This is a genomic window from Tamlana sp. I1, from assembly GCF_015355625.1.
Classification (GTDB): Bacteria; Bacteroidota; Bacteroidia; order Flavobacteriales; family Flavobacteriaceae; genus Pseudotamlana.
In genome coordinates, this window is record NZ_JACLAF010000003.1 from 64,386 (window position 1) to 83,553 (window position 19,168).

At 34.7% G+C, this 19,168-nt stretch carries 15 protein-coding genes; 5 read left to right on the forward strand and 10 right to left on the reverse strand.

Features of this window, described 5'->3' with window-relative positions; genetic code table 11:
- Window positions 1-154: 154 nt before the first annotated feature.
- A complete protein-coding gene (locus H6X70_RS03160) occupies window positions 155-568 on the reverse strand; it encodes a putative signal transducing protein (protein WP_194766227.1) in 414 nt (137 codons plus the stop codon).
- Window positions 565-1,716, reverse strand: a complete 1,152-nt coding sequence (locus tag H6X70_RS03165) for an aminotransferase class I/II-fold pyridoxal phosphate-dependent enzyme (RefSeq protein ID WP_194766228.1) — start codon at window positions 1,714-1,716, stop codon at window positions 565-567. The genes H6X70_RS03160 and H6X70_RS03165 overlap by 4 nt, the downstream gene beginning before the upstream one ends.
- Before the next feature lie 102 nt (window positions 1,717-1,818).
- Between H6X70_RS03165 and H6X70_RS03170 the strand changes: the two genes are divergently transcribed.
- A complete protein-coding gene (locus H6X70_RS03170; protein ID WP_194766229.1) occupies window positions 1,819-2,268 on the forward strand; it encodes a DUF3157 family protein in 450 nt (149 codons plus the stop codon).
- Window positions 2,269-2,285: 17 nt separating this feature from the next.
- On the opposite strand, the gene H6X70_RS03175 is transcribed toward H6X70_RS03170, so the two are convergent.
- Window positions 2,286-3,839, reverse strand: a complete 1,554-nt coding sequence (locus H6X70_RS03175; protein ID WP_194766230.1) for an aldehyde dehydrogenase family protein — start codon at window positions 3,837-3,839, stop codon at window positions 2,286-2,288.
- A 182-nt stretch (window positions 3,840-4,021) separates the two neighbouring features.
- A complete protein-coding gene (locus H6X70_RS03180) occupies window positions 4,022-4,498 on the reverse strand; it encodes a CAP domain-containing protein (RefSeq protein ID WP_194766231.1) in 477 nt (158 codons plus the stop codon).
- A gap of 319 nt (window positions 4,499-4,817) precedes the next feature.
- On the opposite strand from H6X70_RS03180, the gene H6X70_RS03185 reads away from it, so the two are divergent.
- Window positions 4,818-8,963, forward strand: coding sequence for a LamG-like jellyroll fold domain-containing protein (locus H6X70_RS03185; protein ID WP_194766232.1), 4,146 nt, complete (start codon window positions 4,818-4,820; stop codon window positions 8,961-8,963).
- 74 nt (window positions 8,964-9,037) lie between these two features.
- Here the strand turns inward: H6X70_RS03185 and H6X70_RS03190 are convergent, their stop codons facing one another.
- The 3 genes from H6X70_RS03190 to H6X70_RS03200 are packed head-to-tail and all read right to left on the reverse strand — an operon-like array spanning window position 9,038 to window position 10,943.
- Window positions 9,038-9,868: an endonuclease/exonuclease/phosphatase family protein gene (locus tag H6X70_RS03190; RefSeq protein ID WP_194766233.1), complete on the reverse strand. Its 831-nt coding sequence runs from the start codon at window positions 9,866-9,868 to the stop codon at window positions 9,038-9,040.
- Between the two features lie 50 nt (window positions 9,869-9,918).
- Window positions 9,919-10,476: a YciI family protein gene (locus tag H6X70_RS03195; protein ID WP_228530244.1), complete on the reverse strand. Its 558-nt coding sequence runs from the start codon at window positions 10,474-10,476 to the stop codon at window positions 9,919-9,921.
- The gene (locus tag H6X70_RS03200; RefSeq protein WP_194766235.1) at window positions 10,473-10,943 is read right to left on the reverse strand and encodes a CYTH domain-containing protein; all 471 of its coding nucleotides are present in this window, start codon (window positions 10,941-10,943) and stop codon (window positions 10,473-10,475) included. Before H6X70_RS03200 ends, H6X70_RS03195 begins: the two co-directional genes overlap by 4 nt.
- Before the next feature lie 93 nt (window positions 10,944-11,036).
- On the opposite strand from H6X70_RS03200, the gene dinB reads away from it, so the two are divergent.
- The 3 genes from dinB to H6X70_RS03215 all read left to right on the forward strand — a co-directional run bounded on the left by dinB (window position 11,037) and on the right by H6X70_RS03215 (window position 16,168).
- Window positions 11,037-12,134, forward strand: a complete 1,098-nt coding sequence (gene dinB, locus H6X70_RS03205) for a DNA polymerase IV (RefSeq protein WP_194766236.1) — start codon at window positions 11,037-11,039, stop codon at window positions 12,132-12,134.
- 241 nt (window positions 12,135-12,375) lie between these two features.
- Window positions 12,376-14,799: a TonB-dependent receptor gene (locus H6X70_RS03210; protein WP_194766237.1), complete on the forward strand. Its 2,424-nt coding sequence runs from the start codon at window positions 12,376-12,378 to the stop codon at window positions 14,797-14,799.
- A 10-nt stretch (window positions 14,800-14,809) separates the two neighbouring features.
- Window positions 14,810-16,168 (forward strand): hypothetical protein, encoded by a 1,359-nt coding sequence (locus tag H6X70_RS03215; RefSeq protein ID WP_194766238.1) that lies wholly within the window; start codon window positions 14,810-14,812, stop codon window positions 16,166-16,168.
- Between the two features lie 115 nt (window positions 16,169-16,283).
- On the opposite strand, the gene pyk is transcribed toward H6X70_RS03215, so the two are convergent.
- The 3 genes from pyk to rnc all read right to left on the reverse strand — a co-directional run bounded on the left by pyk (window position 16,284) and on the right by rnc (window position 19,073).
- A complete protein-coding gene (gene pyk, locus H6X70_RS03220) occupies window positions 16,284-17,729 on the reverse strand; it encodes a pyruvate kinase (protein ID WP_194766239.1) in 1,446 nt (481 codons plus the stop codon).
- A complete protein-coding gene (locus H6X70_RS03225; protein WP_194766240.1) occupies window positions 17,729-18,214 on the reverse strand; it encodes an IPExxxVDY family protein in 486 nt (161 codons plus the stop codon). Before H6X70_RS03225 ends, pyk begins: the two co-directional genes overlap by 1 nt.
- A gap of 118 nt (window positions 18,215-18,332) precedes the next feature.
- On the reverse strand, window positions 18,333-19,073 hold the full coding sequence (rnc, locus tag H6X70_RS03230) for a ribonuclease III (RefSeq protein ID WP_194766241.1): 741 nt from the start codon (window positions 19,071-19,073) through the stop codon (window positions 18,333-18,335).
- Window positions 19,074-19,168 lie beyond the last annotated feature (95 nt).

Below are 19,168 nucleotides of genomic sequence, written 5' to 3' on the forward strand. Positions count from 1 at the left end.
ATGATAAGAAAACTCAATTTTCTTATCATAACTTTATGCTGTGATAAGAAATGGGTTATTTTACGTCAATCTGAATTTATTTCAGATTCTCATAATTATTGATTTCATTTGCTGAAATGTAACCCTGAAAACGTTTAGGGTGACGCAAGCTGATTCATTTTATATTAAACTCCGTTTGGCACATTTCACATCTATATTTATGTTTCATATAAAATGGAAGCGATGAAAATAAAACCCCAAAAATAAACCAGAATAATGATTTAGCATCCTTAATTGTTGAAAAGAGGGCAACTTTTTGGCTTTCACAATTTGGACAAACGACGGTTTGGCCTTCGTCGTCTATGGCATATTTACTTATAGATTCTAAAATATGTTGCGCCTTTAGGGCTTGTTCTGATAGCACTTTTAGTTTTACACCGCCAATGGCGTTGCTCACTAGTGGATCGGTATCGATGGTTAAATTATCGGATAAAAAAACCTGTATGCCTTCGGCTTCCAAACGCCCTTTTACAATTTGGGCTTCGGTAGAATATTGAAATCGTGCTATGGTTTTAAAACGATTGCTCATGAGGTTACCAAGGGTGCTAGTAGTTTTAAAACTTCAGAAATTTGAGCTTCGGTGTTATAAGCGTGTAGACAAAATCGTAAGCGTTCCTGTCCTTTTGAAACCGTTGGAGACAAGATGGGTTTGACATCAAAACCTGAATTCTGAATATGTTTTGATATGTGTTTCACCCTATCGTTTCCTGAAATGATACAGCAATGTATGGCCGAATCACTTTCTCTAAACAACTTTTGAAGCTGGTTTTTATTGATTTCAGACTTAAAATACTGGATGTTTTCTTTTAGTTTCTGGCGTGTTTGAGTTTGCTCTAGTGCTGCATAACTGGCATGAATGGTAGCCAAACTGTGAGGCGGGAGTGCTGTTGTGTAAATTAAACTGCGAGAAAAATTAACTAAATACTGTTTCAAAAGGTCGCTACCTAAAATAGAGGCCCCGTGGCATCCTAAGGCTTTTCCGTAGGTTACAATTCTTGCAAACACGGCTTTTTCTAGGCTTAGGTGTTGAATGAGTCCGCCACCATGTTTTCCAAAAACGCCAAGGCCATGAGCTTCATCAATCACTAAATACGCCTTGTGCTTTTTACATATTTGCGATAGTTTTTCTAAATCTGGTGAATCGCCATCCATTGAAAAAACAGATTCGGTAACGACATAAATATGTTGCTTACTATCAGAACCTCCTTCAGTAAAGCGAGTTAACAGTGTTTCTAAATCACTTAAATCGTTATGCTTAAATTTATAGGTTTTCGCATTACTCATGAGCATGCCATCACGGATGGACGCATGAATATAGGCATCATATAAAATAATATCACCACGTTGCGGTACACTGGCAAAAAAACCAATATTGGCATCGTAACCTGAGTTGTAAATTAAGGCCGATTCACTATTATGAAAGTTAGCCAATTGCTTTTCTACAAGGGGATATAATTTATGATTTCCTGAAAGCAATCGTGAACCCGTAGCTCCATTATGAAGCAGATTTTGCGCTTTTAAAAACGCGTGACTTTCATTAAAAATAGTTTCATTATTTGAAAATCCTAAATAATCATTCGATGAAAAATCAACGTATGGATTATCCGCACCAAGCTGTCTCAATGCATTTTCAGCATTGCGGTTTTCTAATTTTTGATGTAATTTTTCAGGAAACATGCCGTAAATATACTTCTTAATTTAAGCATTCTCATAAATTAGAAGACTTGATTTCTTTTGACATAATTTCTGTACTTTTGAAGACACATCACACCTTTATTTATGAGAACTTACATCTTTATTTTTCTATTCAGCCTATCATTTATCGGATTTTCACAGAACAATTATATTGTAAAAACAGAAGACGGCCGACGTGTTTTGCTTAAAGCGGATTACACCTGGGAATATATTGATAATATAGTTCCAGAGAAAAAAGCAGTTGACAGCACTTTAGTAGAAACAAATAACGACAATTCCTGTAAACCTGATGCCGATTTTAAAGAACCAAAATTAGACAGTAAAATTCAAGCTGAACTTAAAAAAGGCCGCGCTACCATAGACCATGTCAAGGCTAAAGTAGCTAAAGATAACGACTGCAATGTGGAAGATGTTTTACTACTAAACGCTAAAGAACAAAAAACCAATGCGATATATCTTTTTTGTGCCAACGGAAACATTGTAAAATATAAACGCGTTGGAAATTCCATTATAAAAGCAGGAAAACTCTTTTAACTCTTTAGGTAAAGGAATTATAAATCGAATTTTATGCCTTGGGCTAATGGTAATTCCGTGGTATAATTTATGGTGTTGGTTTGACGACGCATATATACTTTCCAAGCATCGGAACCCGATTCACGTCCGCCACCCGTTTCTTTTTCGCCACCAAAAGCCCCTCCTATTTCGGCTCCCGAAGTACCAATATTTACATTTGCAATACCACAATCGGAGCCCGTTACCGAAAGGAAACACTCTGCTTCACGTAAATTATTGGTCATAATGGCCGAACTTAAACCTTGAGCAACGCTGTTTTGAATGTCGATGGCATTTTCAACAGTTCCAGCATATTTCAGCACATATAAAATTGGTGCAAAGGTTTCTTCTTGTACCATTTTAAAATGTGGTTCTGCTTCAACTATGGCAGGCTTTACGTAGCAACCACTTTCAAACCCTGCGCCTGAAAGCAGGCCGCCTTCAACCAATATCTTTCCGCCTTCTTCAACAACTTTATCCAAAGCATTTTGGTATCGTTTTACGGCATCGGCATCAATTAATGGTCCCATATGATTGTTTTCATCTAACGGGTTTCCTATGCGTAATTGTTTATAAGCATCTGTGATGGCTTTCATCACTTTATCATAAATAGTTTCATGAATTATTAAACGACGGGTAGAGGTACAACGCTGTCCAGCCGTACCAACAGCACCAAAAACAGCACCAATTACGGTCATTTTTATATCGGCATCTGGGGTTACTATAATGGCGTTATTTCCGCCTAATTCTAATAAACTTTTTCCTAATCTAGCAGCAACAACCTGCGCTACAGTTTTACCCATTTTAGTTGAACCTGTTGCAGAAATTAGAGGTATTCTGGAATCTTGAGTCATAAATTCCCCAACCTGATAATTGCCATTTATTAAAGATGAAATGCCTTCGGGCAGGTTATTTTCAGCAAAAACTTCTGCTGCAATGTTCTGACAAGCAATACCGCAAAGTGGTGTTTTTTCTGAAGGTTTCCAAACACAAACATCGCCGCAAATCCAAGCAAGGGCAGTATTCCAAGCCCAAACAGCAACAGGGAAATTAAACGCCGAAATAATACCAACCACACCAAGCGGATGATACTGCTCGTACATACGATGCCCAGGGCGTTCGCTGTGCATTGTAAGCCCATGCAGTTGTCGAGACAAGCCCACAGCAAAATCACAGATATCTATCATTTCCTGAACTTCGCCAAGACCTTCTTGGTAACTTTTGCCCATTTCGTAAGACACCAATTTACCAAGCGCTTCTTTTTTTTCTCTTAATTTATCACCAAACTGCCGCACGATTTCGCCACGAAAAGGTGCTGGTTTGCTTCGCCAGACTTTGAAAGCAGCCGTTGCTGTTTCTAAAACTTCATTATAATCGGCTTGCGATGTCGTTTTTACTTTAGCAATTAATGCACCATCAACAGGTGAAAAACTTCCAATAATTGATCCGTTTGAAAATGAATTTATTCCTGTAGAACTTCCTAAATTAATAGGTGTAATCCCTAAAGTTTTTAAAGCTTTATCTATTCCAAAATGAGTCGAAATTTCAGGCATAACATATAAATTTTTAAAGCGGTTTGTAGTTTCCACAAGTTACGGTTTAAAAGTTAATTTTGCTACAATTAGCCAATTCTTAGCCCTTAAAACTAGCGGATTAATGGCTGTTTCAAATTAAAAAAGTCTGCTAGATTTATATTTCTAACAGACTTTAAACTTACACTTAACCTGAATAATGTTTATTTTTTGAAGAAAATTAACGAATAATAAGCCACGCCATTTGCATCTTTGTTTACACCAATGCCAATATGTGTAAAATCGTCTTCAATATTTTTTCGATGCGCTGCATCGTTTAATAAAGCTTCAATTAGCGTTTCAGCCGAACTGTATTTATTAGCCACACTTTCGGTCATTGATTTAGCATTTTCTTGTGCAATCAATTCACCTGCTCTTTTAATAGAATCGTCGTAACTAAGCTTTCCTTGAGCAGCCATATATGCGCTATGCTCATCGGCCATAGTATTTGCTAAAGTGCTTGAAGCAAATGCTTTTTTGTCTAAGCTTTTCCTGTGTGCATTTATTTCGTTAAAAATTTGGGTGTTAATGTATGCTGATTCATCAGAATTAGAGTCATCACTTTTTGAACAGGCTACGCTACAAATTAACATTGTAAAGCATAGCAATAGGTACCATGGTTTTAATTTTAAGGTTTTCATATTTTTTTTGATTTGGGTTTTCAAATATACATTTATTTTTAATTGGAATGTTACTAAACTACGCATTCTGTATGGAAACAAGCACCAACATTCACTAAGATACATTGAGCACTCACTCGACCAGTTAAGAAAGATTTTACTTGTTAAAAAATATGATGCTTTACTAATGCAATCTTATAACATGTTAAAAAAACTGTTTTTTATCGAAAAAAAGATGAAATTTAACTAAAGTCCTTTTTAATAATTAATTTTGATCATTATTTATTTTTAGCTATTTAAACACAACATTCTCTCATAAACTCTCTCTCTCTCAAATCACATGATAAAAACATATGTATTTTATTTTAAGTCTATACTTATAGCCTTATTTTTTTTGGTTAACCAGTTTTCATTAAATGCACAATGTACGCCTAGTAATGTAGGAACGAATAGCCAAGTTGGAATAACAAACGTCACGATAACAGGTGAATCAGCTTCTACAATAAATAACACAAGTGTTATTGGACAAGGATGGACAAATTATACCGCAAAATCGGTTAATGTTAAAGTAGGAGGAATCTGTACTTTTTCTATTACAAACACAAACGGTAGCTGGGGTGATGGTGTAAAAACAGTATTATGGATAGATTACGGAGATGGTAATTTTATTGAAGCCTATAATTCTGAGGAGTTCAAACTTAACTTAAAATCTTCAGGAACTATTCAAATAACAAAACAACTACAAGACACGGCTGTATTACGCGTTGTTTCTTTCTATTGCCGAACGTGTGACCCACAGTACGATGTTGATGCTTGTAATTTTGAAGGCAAAATAACAGAGGTAGAAGATTATACGCTAAATTTTGCATTACCAAGTACTCCAGAGGCATTTGACGATGAATTAATTGTTGGGAAAGATTCGAGCGGCGTTAGCAATCAAATAAATGTTGGAGCAAATGATATGATTAGCAATCACCTTGGAGATGGTGACGATTTTTCTATCGCGACGACACCATCACAGGGCTCTATAACCGAACAAGATATAGATGGAACATTTGAGTACGTGCCAAACCCAGGTTACGTTGGAACAGATAGCTTTACTTATTCAATTTGTGACAGCAATGGTAACTGTGATACTGCAACTGTAAACATCATCATAAACACAGGAGCTTGTGAACCTGTATCTCATACCAATGGCAATGCTTATATTACAAATGTAAAACTTGATGGGGCAAATTCTACTAGTATTAATAATAACTCTGGAGACGATGGTGGATATGGTAATTATTTAAACACGCCTTCCGTTGACTTAATAGCTGGAAGTGAAAAAAAAGTATACATTTCAGTAGCGGGAGGACCGTTAAACCTAGGACTCTTTATTGATTATAATAAAGATGGCATATTTAGCGACAGTGAATTTATTAGAGGTACAAATAACAATTATATTACGTTTACAATACCTAATAACGCATCAGTTGGAACCACAGTTATGAGAATTGGTGCTGAAAAAAACTGGTTTCAACAAAACCCTTGTGGTATCACTTACGATCTCCAAGAGTTCGAAGATTACTTTGTAAACATATCTTCTAAACTAGAAATTAGAGGAAATAATAATCTTATTACAAATGGAGCAACTATAACAAATAGTATTAACAATACTTATTTTGGAACAGTTGAGCTTGGCTCAGCAAGTATTACAAAAACGTTTACGATTATAAACACGAATCCTAATACAGGGAACATAAAATTACCAGCAAATCCGGTAAGCTTCATAGCGTCATCAAGCGATTTTACAATATCCCAACAACCTACAAAAAAAACTGTTTTAAACAACGGAAATCCCTCTACAACTTTTGAAGTAACGTTCACTCCAAGCTCATCAGGTTTTAAACAAGCTACTATTAGCGTAGCCAGTGATGATCCTAATAACAACCCATATACGTTTATAATTGAAGCAGAAGTAACTGCACCAGCAGTAATAATTAACGGTTCACATGCCTTAAGCTTTGATGGTGTAGATGATTATGTAGAAACACCAAATTTTTTAGATGGGTTATCAGAAATCACTTTAATGTGCTGGATAAAACCAGAATCGGATGGCTCTACACAGCAATTTGTTATTGGCCAAGATAACTTCAACATAATTATAAACGGAACCAACATTCGAACTATTGTTAACGAAACATCAATTGGAAGCTCAACTACTGCTTTACAACAAGGCGTTTGGATTCATGTTGCAGTAACTTACAATACGGCAACAGGCTTGGCAAACATGTATATTAACGGGGAAGATCATATTAATGGCTCAAAAAATGTAGGGACAACGCTTAAAACAAGTGCAAATAATTTTACCATTGGAAAAAATCCAGCTGGAAACGATCTTTATTTTATAGGTGAAATCGACGAAGTACGTGTTTTTAGTGAAGCTCTAACAGAATTAGACATTCAAAAAATGATGAATCAAGAGTTAGATGATACCAATTTCAATAAAGGTAAAATTATAGATAGAGAAATAAAAAGTTCTCTTAATGGTTCTTTACTACGTTATTACACGATGGATAACTACATTGGTGATGCTGTTGTAGACAAAACCGGAAATACCGATGCTACAATGTATAACGACGGCATCTCAAATATACGCCCACAAACGGCTCCATTACCTTTTGTTACTACAACTGATGGCGACTGGAATAACAGTAGTACATGGCTACATGGTGATGCTTGGGACATACACGATTACACTTTAGCTAAAGATTGGTCGATAGTAAACATAAATCACGATGTAAAAACCTCAACCTATCATTCTAATTTAGGTTTATTTATCTCTGAAAACGGTAAACTTGAAGTTAATAACCATGTTGAACTAAAAAACACTTGGTATTTAAAATTAGAAGGTGAACTAGATTTACAAGGTGAATCTCAACTGGTACAAACTCAAGACAGTCAACTGGAAGCTGGCCCCTATGGAATACTTCAACGCGACCAACAAGGCACTGTAAACATGTATTCTTATAACTTATGGTCTTCTCCTGTACATTCATTTAATACAAATGGTCTTATTGATGGCAATGAAACGTATACTGTTGCAGACATTCTTTATGATGGACAAGAGACTAACAACCCGCAACCCATAACTTTTGTTGGGGGCTATGATGGTGACGACACAAGCGATCCTATAAAAATTGCAGACTATTGGATTTACAAATACACCAATAAACCAAGAGATACTTACGCCTTATGGCAACAAATTAAAAGTACAGGCGAATTAAAGGTTGGCGAAGGTTATACCATGAAAGGCCCCGGAAAAGGCGATATATCTAACGACCATAATTACGTATACATTGGCACTCCAAATAATGGTGAAATAACTTTAGAAACACATGAAGGCAATGAATATTTAGTAGGAAACCCATATCCTTCTGTTATTGATGCTGCCGAATTTTTAAACGATAACCCACATTTAGATGGCACCTTATATTTTTGGGAGCACTTTGGAGGTGGCTCTCATTATTTAGCTGATTATGAAGGTGGCTATGGATTATATAATCATTCTGGTGGCACGCCAGCCTTATCGGGTAAAGGCGCAAAATCGCACCCAGATGTTAGTCAAACTGGAAAATCTTCAAAAACCCCACAACGCTACATTGCTGTAGGGCAAGGCTTCTTTGTAAATGCAGAGTCTGATGGCGAAACCAAATTTGAAAACGACCAAAGAGTATTTGTAGATGAAGCAAGCAAGAATTCTATATTTCTAAAAAGCGCATCTAATAAAACGAGTGCTAAAACAGAAGCAACAAAATATGATGATGTAAGACCAAAACTTAGAATTCATTATGAATCTCCAAAAGGTTATGTGCGTGAGTTACTAACCACTGTTGATGAAAACGCAACATTGGGGCACGATTGGGGTTACGATGGCCGTTTAAACGAAACCAACATTGAAGATATGTATTGGAATATTGAAAACGACGATTATATTATTCAAGGGATTGATGCCATAACAGAAGAAACAGTGTTGCCACTAACTGTAAAAACTAAAAAAGGAGGATTAATTGAGATAAGCATCAATACTTTAGAAAATGTTCCTGACGACGTACAGGTTTATTTAAAAGATCATGACACTTATTTTGATTTAAGAAATTCTTCATATTTTACTAATGTTGAAGCAGGACTAACTAGTAACCGTTTTGAAATTGCATTTTCGGACAAAACAAAAACTTTAGATATCAATTCTGAAGACCATAAATTAGGGGTTCAATTATTTTATAATGCATTAGACTCTAATATAATTATAAATAACCCGAAAAGTCAAACGGTTGAAACGCTACAAGCAGTAAATATGTTAGGTCAAATTGTTTTTGAAAAGCATATAAATGCATCCGATAAAAAAATTGTTATTCCAACACATTTATCTTCGGGAATGTATGTGTTTTCAGTAAAAACATCGGATACCGAAATATCAAAAAAAGTGGCTGTTTCAAACTAAACGCAAGGCTTCTTTTTTGTTTGAAATTTACTTAAAATGAATTTTCGTCATTCTGATTTACTATTCTTTGTATTTCAGAATGACGGATTTTTAATTACTGTTTTAATCATTTCATGATCCGATTCTAATGAATTTAGTTTTTTAGAATCTAACAGCTCTAAATCTTTAGACACCCAAATATGATCTAAAGACAACAATGGCAACCCCCAAGGCCAAGTTTCCCTAAAGCCTTTCCCTTTTGATGAAAACCAATGCTTAAAATGAGCTTTTATAACTTTAAAATAAAGCGATTCATAAGGCAAGTTAAAATCACCTAAAACCACCGTTTTATTGCCGTATTTTATATGCTCGTTCACATAATCAAGTTCCCATTGTCTTGGCACATCCTTGCTTCCTGTAACATCAATAGCAAAAAAATCGATGTTGGAAGCTTTAAAGTGTACTACAGAGGTATTGTAATTCGAGGTTGCATCTGAAATAATTTTCATCGGACTTTTAGAAAAAATAGAAAGTTCGCGAGTTGATTTATAAAAAGAATAGTTTGGATATTTTGCCTGTAATTGCGTAAAACCTTGACTATTGGCTTCGGCTAGTACCATAATATCGGGAAGACCGCCGTAATGCGCCATAGCGTCTTTAAAATTATGCGCTCTAGATGTGTTCCAAAAAACAACTTCTAAATCGGCTTCTTCAATAGGTTCGGCAAACGAAAATCTAAAACTTCCAAATAACCAAATAAGTAATAAAACGCTTGCTACAATCAGGTTGTATTTACGGCGCTTTCCAAGAAAAATGGATAAACCAAGAACAATCCCAATAATTACAGGTAAAGGAAAAGGGTAAAACCATAAAGACATTTGATAGCTCGCATCTTTTATTAAAAAATGAAGCAGTATTAATGCCATTATTATAACAACATTAATAGAGAAAAATAAAACTTTAAAAAACTTTAGCATTATCTTAATGGAAATCCTTTTGCTGCCCACCAAGGATGTACTTCAACTATTAATCGATTCGCTTTAACCATCGGATCGTCGTTAGCTAAGCGTTCGGCGGTTGTTATATTGGGTACATTATAGATGGTCATGCCACGTAAAGCGGTATCATCACCAAAAGGACCAGAAATATCGGCATGTCCCATTTCATACATTTTGCCTAAATAATCTAAATGTTCTTGTTGTAAAGCAGCAGCTTCTTCTTCATTCTGCCCTCTAATGGCTCCCGCTTTTAAAAAAGCTACAAAATATTGTTGCATTAAAATGGTGTCTTTCGATTTTTCATCAACATAATCGAATGTTTTATAACCCTTAAATTTTAGGTCTGCTTTTATTTGTTCTCGTGTTTTTTTATTTTCTTTTGCCTTAATAAAAGCTGTGTATAAAGAATCTTTTACTTTATTAATTGCAGCTTCTTCCGGACTTATTTCTACAGGTTGTACAACAGGTTTCACATCTTCCTTACAAGCCATTATTAATAACATTATTAAAAAAACTGGGGCTAACTTTTTTATCATTTCCATAATTTAAACGGTTGTTTACTTAATTGCGAATTATAATATTTTACATCTCCGGTTACCTCTTTAGCTAACCAATCTGGCTTTATATACGTTTCGTCTTCACTACTTAGCTCAACTTCGGCAACAATCAAGCCTGTGTTTTCACCAAAAAACTCATCAACTTCAAAAATATGACTGCCCACATTTACTTCATAACGAATTTTATCAATTACGCTCATTTCACAAAGTTGTAAAAGGGCTTCGGCTTCATGTAGAGGGATTTCTTTTTCCCATTCAAAACGGGATAAACCATTATCAGACGATTTTCCTTTTACGGTAATAAAGCCCAAATCGTCTTTAATTCGAATTCTAACGGCTCGGTCTTTATTGGAATTAAGATACCCTTGACAAATTCTGGTTTGTTTAAAAGCCTCATTTTTAAAAGCTTCAGATTTCACTAAAAACTTACGTTCAATTTCAATCATATAAATCGTCAGAAAACACTTTTGTGTCTTTTTATTCTGTTTAATTTCCCGAATTCGAGATTTTTCTTCCTCAGGATTTGATAAATTTACAGTATGTTATCCGATTTACCAATAAGAAAAATAATTCATGTAGATATGGATGCGTTTTACGCGTCGGTAGCGCAATTGGACAACCCCGATTTAAAGGGCAAAGCCATAGCCGTTGGTGGTAGCGAAACACGTGGCGTAATTAGTGCTGCAAGTTACGAGGCACGCAAATTTGGAGTAAAAAGTGCCATGTCTGGAAACATGGCCGCTAAATTGTGCCCCGAACTTATTTTTGTAAAAACCGATTTTGAAAGGTATACCCAAATTTCGAAACAAATTAGAACCATTTTTTTCGATTACACCGATTTGGTTGAACCGCTGTCTTTAGATGAAGCCTATTTAGATGTTACCCAAAACAAAAAAGGAAACCCCAGCGCCTCTTTAATTGCTGAAGAAATTCGGGAACGTATTTTTAATGAAATTGGATTAACAGCATCGGCAGGAATTTCTATTAATAAATTTATTGCCAAAGTGGCTAGTGATTATAATAAGCCTAACGGACAAAAAACAGTAAATCCTGAAGAAGTCATTCCCTTTTTAGAAGCTCTAGATATTAGGAAGTTTTATGGTGTTGGTAAGGTTACTGCCGAAAAAATGTACCAAAAAGGCATTTTTACAGGACTCGATTTAAAACAGAAATCTATAGAATATTTAGAAACTCACTTTGGTAAATCTGGAGCTTACTATTACCATGTGGTTCGAGGCATTCATACCAGTGAAGTGAAGCCCAACCGTATAAGAAAAAGTTTAGCAGCCGAACGCACGTTTAGTGAGAATTTATCTTCGGAAGTTTTTATGCTTGAGAAGCTTAAACACATTTCTGAAGAAGTTTCTAGAAGATTAACCAAAAACAAAGTGGCTGGAAAAACAGTGACTTTAAAAATAAAATACAGCGATTTCTCTCTGCAAACACGAAGTAAAACGCTCCCCTATTATATTAGCAACAAAGATTTAATATTTGATACCGCTAAATCTTTATTGTATCAAGAAAAACTAAATAATTCGGTGCGGCTTTTAGGCATTTCGATGTCTAACTTAAACACCGAAACTAAAAAAGTACCCGAGAAAAAAAGTGTTAGTGTTCAATTACAATTTGCGTTTTAAAGTCTCCTTCGCTTTCTTAAGTCAAAACACTTCAATTTTAACATACAAAATAGCCCATTTTCAAATTATTAAAAATCACTATTCATAATTAATCTAAATAAAAATTAGATTTAACGCAATTTAATAGGTTTAAAATTATGATATTTTATGTTTTCACATAAAAATACTAAATATTACTCATTTATAAACCTCTTATTTGTAATTAGTCTAAATAAATATACTTTTGTTAAAAATATTATAAATGTCTTTTTGTCCAAAATTTTTAACATCAGTATTCCTACTTTTAAATGCCCTTGTTTTTAGTCAAAACGGGCATTTATATGGTGAAATTACCTTCAATAATGACGAGCCTGTTTTAGGAGCACAGGTTGTATTAACCGGAAATTCGGTTAGAAGAACTGTTGCTTCTGGTATTAATGGTGAGTTTGCTTTTAAAAATGTTCCCTACGGCAATTATACCATTAAAACCTATTCATTAAATGCTAAAGAACATGCCCTTGAAACGGAAATTAATTCAACAGAAAAAAGATTAAAATATGTTTTAGAGCTTACTGAATATCAAGATCTGGGCGAAATTCATCTAAAAACTAAAACCAAAAAGAAAAAAATAGAAGAAAAAGGTTTTGCTGTAAATGTATTGGAAACTAAAGAAGTTAGCCAACGAAACATACAAACCAACGAATTACTAAATACTTCTGTAGGGGTGAAAATTAGACAAAATGGTGGTTTAGGGTCTAACGTACAGTACATGCTAAACGGACTTTCAGGAAATGCAGTTCGAATTTTTATTGATGGCATTCCAATTTCTATTTACGGTTCCTCATTTAGCTTAAACAGCATACCGCCATCCATGATAAAGCGCATTGAAGTTTACAAAGGCGTAGTGCCAGGGTATTTGGCCGATGATGCCTTAGGTGGTGCGATTAATATTGTACTACATCAATCTACAAAATCCAACTTTAATGCATCAGCTTCATTTGGTTCCTTCAACACTTCACAAGTTAGTATTAATGGATTATACCGATTAAAAAACTCTGGGTTTACCGTTAAAGCATCGGGCTTTAATAATTATTCAGACAACAATTATAAAGTTTGGGGAAGAAGTGTATTAGTTACAGGCTTAGGTGGTGTACAAACACCAATTACAGCAAGACGTTTTAACGATGCTTACCGTTCTACTGGAGGCATGCTACAAGTTGGTTATACAAATGTTTCTTGGGCAGATCAATTTTTAATTGGGGTAACAGGTTCTGATGATTACAAAGAAATTCAACACGGTGCATTTATGACTATTATGCCTTATAAAGACCGCTTTATGGAGTCTGATGCCTTACTAGCAAATGTAACCTACCAGAAAAAAAATTTATTTACCAAAGGGTTAGATGTAAACATAAACGGGTTATACGGAAAACGCAATCGTACTGTTAATGATACCGTAGCTTGGGCATACAGCTGGAACGGTGAAAAAGCAATAGATTTTAGAGGAAACGAATATAAATATACTTGGGGCTCTCAACAGGAAGGTGGCCCAACTTTGGCTACAATTAATAGAAATGTAGGTTCTATAAGAACTGGTGTATCTTATGCCATAAACAGACATCATAAATTTTTAGTAAACCATTTATATAGTGGAATTGATAGAGAAGATAGTGATGCATTAAGGTCGGTTTTAGAAAACACTTTTAAAGGAACTAGAGATTTACACAAAAATATCATTTCAGGAACCTACGAATTAAACGCTTTTCATAAGAAGTTAAAAGCTAGTGTATTTGGAAAATACTACCAACAAAAAACTATAAATATAGACCCAGCTGTTGAAAAAGACGCCAACGGGATTGACCAAATAGTTGATGAAACCACAAGCAGTAATAACACTGCAAACGGTTACGGTTTTGCGATTTCGTATAAAATGTTTCATAACTTTTATGTACTAACTTCTGCCGAAAAAGCTATAAGACTTCCAAACGAAACAGAAGTTTTTGGTAACGATGGAGATAATGTTGTAGCCAACCCAAGCATAAATCCAGAATTAAGCTATAACTATAATTTAGGGTTCCGTTTTGATGATTTTGAATTCGATAAAAGCACGATTACTGTTTCCACAAACCTTTTTACTCGAAATATTAAAAACCGAATTGGATTGCCTATTGAAACCTCATCAAACGTAAATGATGAAACCATTCTGTATGTTAATCAGGGAAGTGGAAATTCAAAAGGCTTTGAAGCGCGATTAAATTACAGTTACAATAAAAATTTTAATGTCAACTTTAATATTTCAAAATTTGAATTAACCATATTAAATCGAGGTGTAGAAGTTGATGTACCAAACACACCATTTCTTACTATGAATGGCTCCTTTCGATATGCTTTTAAAAATCTAATTCAGAAAAACACCTTATTAAATCTTTTCTACACAATATATTATACCGACGAATTTTCATATTTAGTTCCTCAAGGTACAAATACCGTAGGTGACGAATTTTTTAAAGTCCCAGAACAATTGGCTCAAGATTTCGGTCTTAGTTATGCTTTTCCTAATAAAAAAGTGGTACTAAGTTTCGATATTAAAAACATATTCAATAAACCTGTATACGATAACCTATCTATTCAAAAACCAGGACGCGCATTATACTTTAAACTCAATTATTTCATTAACAAATTATAAAACTATTTTCATGAAAATTTCATTTTTAAACCTTAAAACTTTAGCACTCGCATTAAGTGCTTTAATATTTTCTAGTTGTAGCGATGACAACTCAACTAACAATAAAGAAGAAAACAAAGGAGACGATAGCCGATGGATTACTGTAGCAGCCGCAAGAATGGGAGATAACCCTGGCGATGGTAATGGTGGCACCTTAATTTATTCAATTTCAAGTGAAGACGCTAAAGACCCTACTAAATCTATCGCACCTTTTGATGAAGGATTTATTGTGCCTTCAAACCGCACAGCCAGATTACAAGCATCGGAAGATGGCAATACCATGTTTAATATTAGTTATGCTGGAGACACAGGTGGAAACTACTCAAAATACACGGTAAATGGAGGTCAAAATTTTACACCTACAGGTTCAGAAGTTAGTATTGCTCCTTATGTAGGTTCTGCACCTAGATGGATTAAATTATTTGATGGTGACAAAACAGGTTCTGCAGTTTACGTTTCTACCGAACACCAATTTAGCGATAATGGCACTACTGATGACGCTACTGATGATTTTTACACACACACTGAAGCGACCATGGGAGTTGTAACCTTAGATTTAGTAAATTCTAAAATAAATGAATTTCAAGAATCTAAAATTTCTTTAAGCGCAGAAGAAGAAGCGCAAGGTTATTACATTTCAAGAATTGACATGCCTGTATTAAACGAGTCTGGAGACAAATTATACATTGGAGCACGTATAAGCAAAGTAGACCCTGCTACTGCCGAAAGCGAAAGCGGTTTTGATATTTTACCATCTAAAACAATTGTTCTAGATTATCCTTCATTAACTAACCCAAGCATAATTACCTCTGGCGTTGGCTACGGAAACACAAACGGATACCGTAGTATTAATGCATTTCTATACAACGGAAGCGTATACCAAGCAAACCAAGGAGACCCTAATGGTTCGCACATTTTAAAAATTGATGCTAACAATGAGTACGACGATAGCTATGTATTTAATTTAGATGCGGCTTTAGGCGTTCAAGATGCTTATATTCTTGCTTGGCGACCAGCTGCAAACGGGAAAGCAGTATTAGCGTATCGTCATGCAGGTTCGCAAGAAGGTGTAGCAGGAGCTCAAGGATTTTTTGCTTTAGTTGATTTAAACGCTAAAACGGCTCAAAAAATTGATGCGATTCCTTATGAAGCAGATTTCTACTTATTCCAATACCAAGGTTTTGCTGTTGATGGAAATAACATTTATTTAACGCAAGCACCAGTTGGAAAAAACGGAAACATATATGTTGTTGATACCGAAACAGGAGTTACAACCAAAGGTGCTGAGTTGGTTAACGTAGCAGGAAGCCACTTTATAGGCGCTTGGTAAACAGCTAATCAAAAAGGTTAAATTATCTAGTCTTTAAATTCTAATTTAGAGTTCATAGAAAAGCCCAACGAATTCAAATTCGTTGGGCTTTTTTAATAATGTATGTTTTATAAATCTATGCTTTACTAGACTTTTTAATTTCGGTAACACGTAACGTATTTACCATACCTTTTTCCTGAATTGGCATAGCCGCTAAACTAATAACCATATCACCAGCTTCTAAATACCCTTTGTCGCATGCAATGGCGTTTACGTCTTCAATGGTTTCATCGGTGCTTACAAACTTATCGTAGTAAAAAGCACGAACACCCCAAAGTAAACTTAAACGTGTTAAAATACGTTTGTTTGAAGTAAATACTAAAATATGACATGATGGTCGCCAAGCCGAAATTTGGAAAGCGGTATAGCCACTATTTGTAAGAGTTGAAATCGCTTTTGCACTAATTTCATTCGCCATATTAGCGGCATGAAAACAAATCGCTTTAGTAATATAACGATTGGTACGAATATGTGGAGGTAATTGTGGCACTTGAATTAAAGCTGAATTTTCAACACTTTTTAAAATGTCTGACATTTGCTTTATAACCTGAACAGGATACTGTCCTACTGATGTTTCTCCAGAAAGCATTACAGCATCAGCACCATCCATTACAGAGTTAGCAACGTCGTTTACTTCTGCACGTGTTGGTGTTAAACTAGAAATCATAGTTTCCATCATTTGCGTAGCAATAATAACAGGAATTCTAGCTTTTTTAGCACGTAACACCAATTGTTTCTGTATAAGTGGCACTTCTTCTGCTGGAATCTCTACTCCAAGATCACCACGAGCTACCATTAAACCATCACAATGTGCAACAATTTTGTCTATATTTTCAATAGCCTCTGGCTTTTCAATTTTAGCTATAATTGGAATTTTGCTATCTGTATGCTCAGCAATTAAATCGCTTAATTGCATTAAATCTTCAGCATGACGCACGAAAGATAAGGCGATCCAATCGACTTCTAAACCAATGGCAAAAATAGCATCTTCTATATCCTTTTTAGTTAATGCTGGCTGCGAAATATTGGTGTTTGGAAGGTTTACCCCTTTTTTAGATTTTAACGGTCCTCCTTGAATAACTTTAGCTTTAACTTCAGAAACATTATCTGTAGAAACAACTTCAAAATGCAGTTTACCATCATCTAAAAGAATACGTTCGCCAGGTTTTGCATCTTGTGGAAACCTTTTGTAGGTCATGTATACACGATCTTTAGTCCCTTCAAAGCGTTCGCCAGTGGCAAAAATAATTTCATCTCCTGGATTAACTACAACGTCGTCTTGCATCACGCCAACACGAAGTTTAGGTCCTTGTAAATCGGCAAGAATTGCAGCTGTAAAACCGTATTCTTCATTTAACTCACGAATCATTTTTACACGTTCTGCAACATCGTTATAATCGGCATGAGAAAAATTAATTCTAAATACGTTTGCACCTTCTTCAAGCATGCGTTTTAAAACTTCTTTAGTGCTTGTAGCAGGGCCAAGAGTTGCTACTATTTTGGTCTTTTTTGTTGTTGTCATTAGTTAAAAATTAAATTGTCTTTAGATTTCAATGTACTAGAATCAATGCTGTAAGCAGTTGCAATTTGAGGTATTTTCAATATATTATCTAGAATATATTTTTCTTTTCTTAAACTGAACGTGCTGTCTATTTTTAAAAAATAATTTACAGTTTTGTGTTCTGGTAATAAATGAAATGTTTTTATTATTTTTTCTTGAGTATCAAATAACGACTCGAAATTTCTGTTTTGAAATTCTTCAGTCTTACAAATATTTGAAACTAAACTCCATGTTATTAATTGTTTCTCGTCTTCCCATTCGAAAATGGAATAAGTTACGCGTCCTTTGTTATAATCTAAATCTGTTTTTCTTCTTTTAAGCGTAATTCCTAAACCTTGATTTAAAAGGTACGCCAATCGATAATCTTCAAGCCTGCAATGTATGCCTATTAAGGTATATACCGCTTCATCAAAAGTATCATCTAAAACAAATTTTTGAACCGCCATAACTTACATCCAAACTTCACAAAGATAATATTATATCGGTGTGAAATGAAAAGATTGGGGCATTGTTAACAATAAAAACAACTAAAACGTTGTAGTTTGAGTAGCGAAAAATAAAAGCTTAAAGCATTTTAGAGATTCTGCTTTGGAATGCAAAAAAAGCGCGTTTTGAAGCTTTTTCTTCGGCTTTTTTCTTCGATGTAGCTCTTGCCTTAGCCACAACTTTGTCATCTATAGATAGTTTAACTGAAAAATGCTTAACCTCGTCTACTCCGGTGTCTTCATAAACATTGTAGTTAAAGGTTTTCTTTTCTTTTTGGCACCATTCAATTAATAAACTTTTGTAGCTGATGACTTTACCTTCTAAAGTTTCAATATCAACATGAGGTGTAATAACGCGTTTAGTGATAAATTTTTCACAATATTTATAGCCTCTATCTAGAAAAATGGCACCAATAAGGGCTTCAAACAAATTGCCATGAATGTTTTCACCAAATTGGCCAGGAGGAATTTTACTTTCTACAATATCGATGAGTTTTAGCTCTTTGCCTAACTCATTTAAATGCTCGCGACTTACAATTTTCGAGCGCATTTTAGTTAAATAGCCTTCATCGCCACCAGGAACTTCAAGATATAAATGTGATGCAATGACAGCGCTTAGCATGGCATCGCCTAAAAACTCCAAACGTTCGTAGTTAAATGCGTTTCCTTTACTGTCCTTAATGTTCATAGAACGGTGAGTAAAGGCTCGTTTGTAGTGTTTAATCTCCTTGGGTTTAGATTCCAGGATTTTAGTTAATTGCATAAAAAAATTCCCGTTGCGTTTAAAACGGGAATTTAATATGTTGCGAATGTTTTTCATCTGATATTGAATATTTTATTTTAATGTCAGATGTAATAAACCATGTTTCATTTTACTGTAAAAATTAATTTATCGTTATGGTTTATTTCATTCGG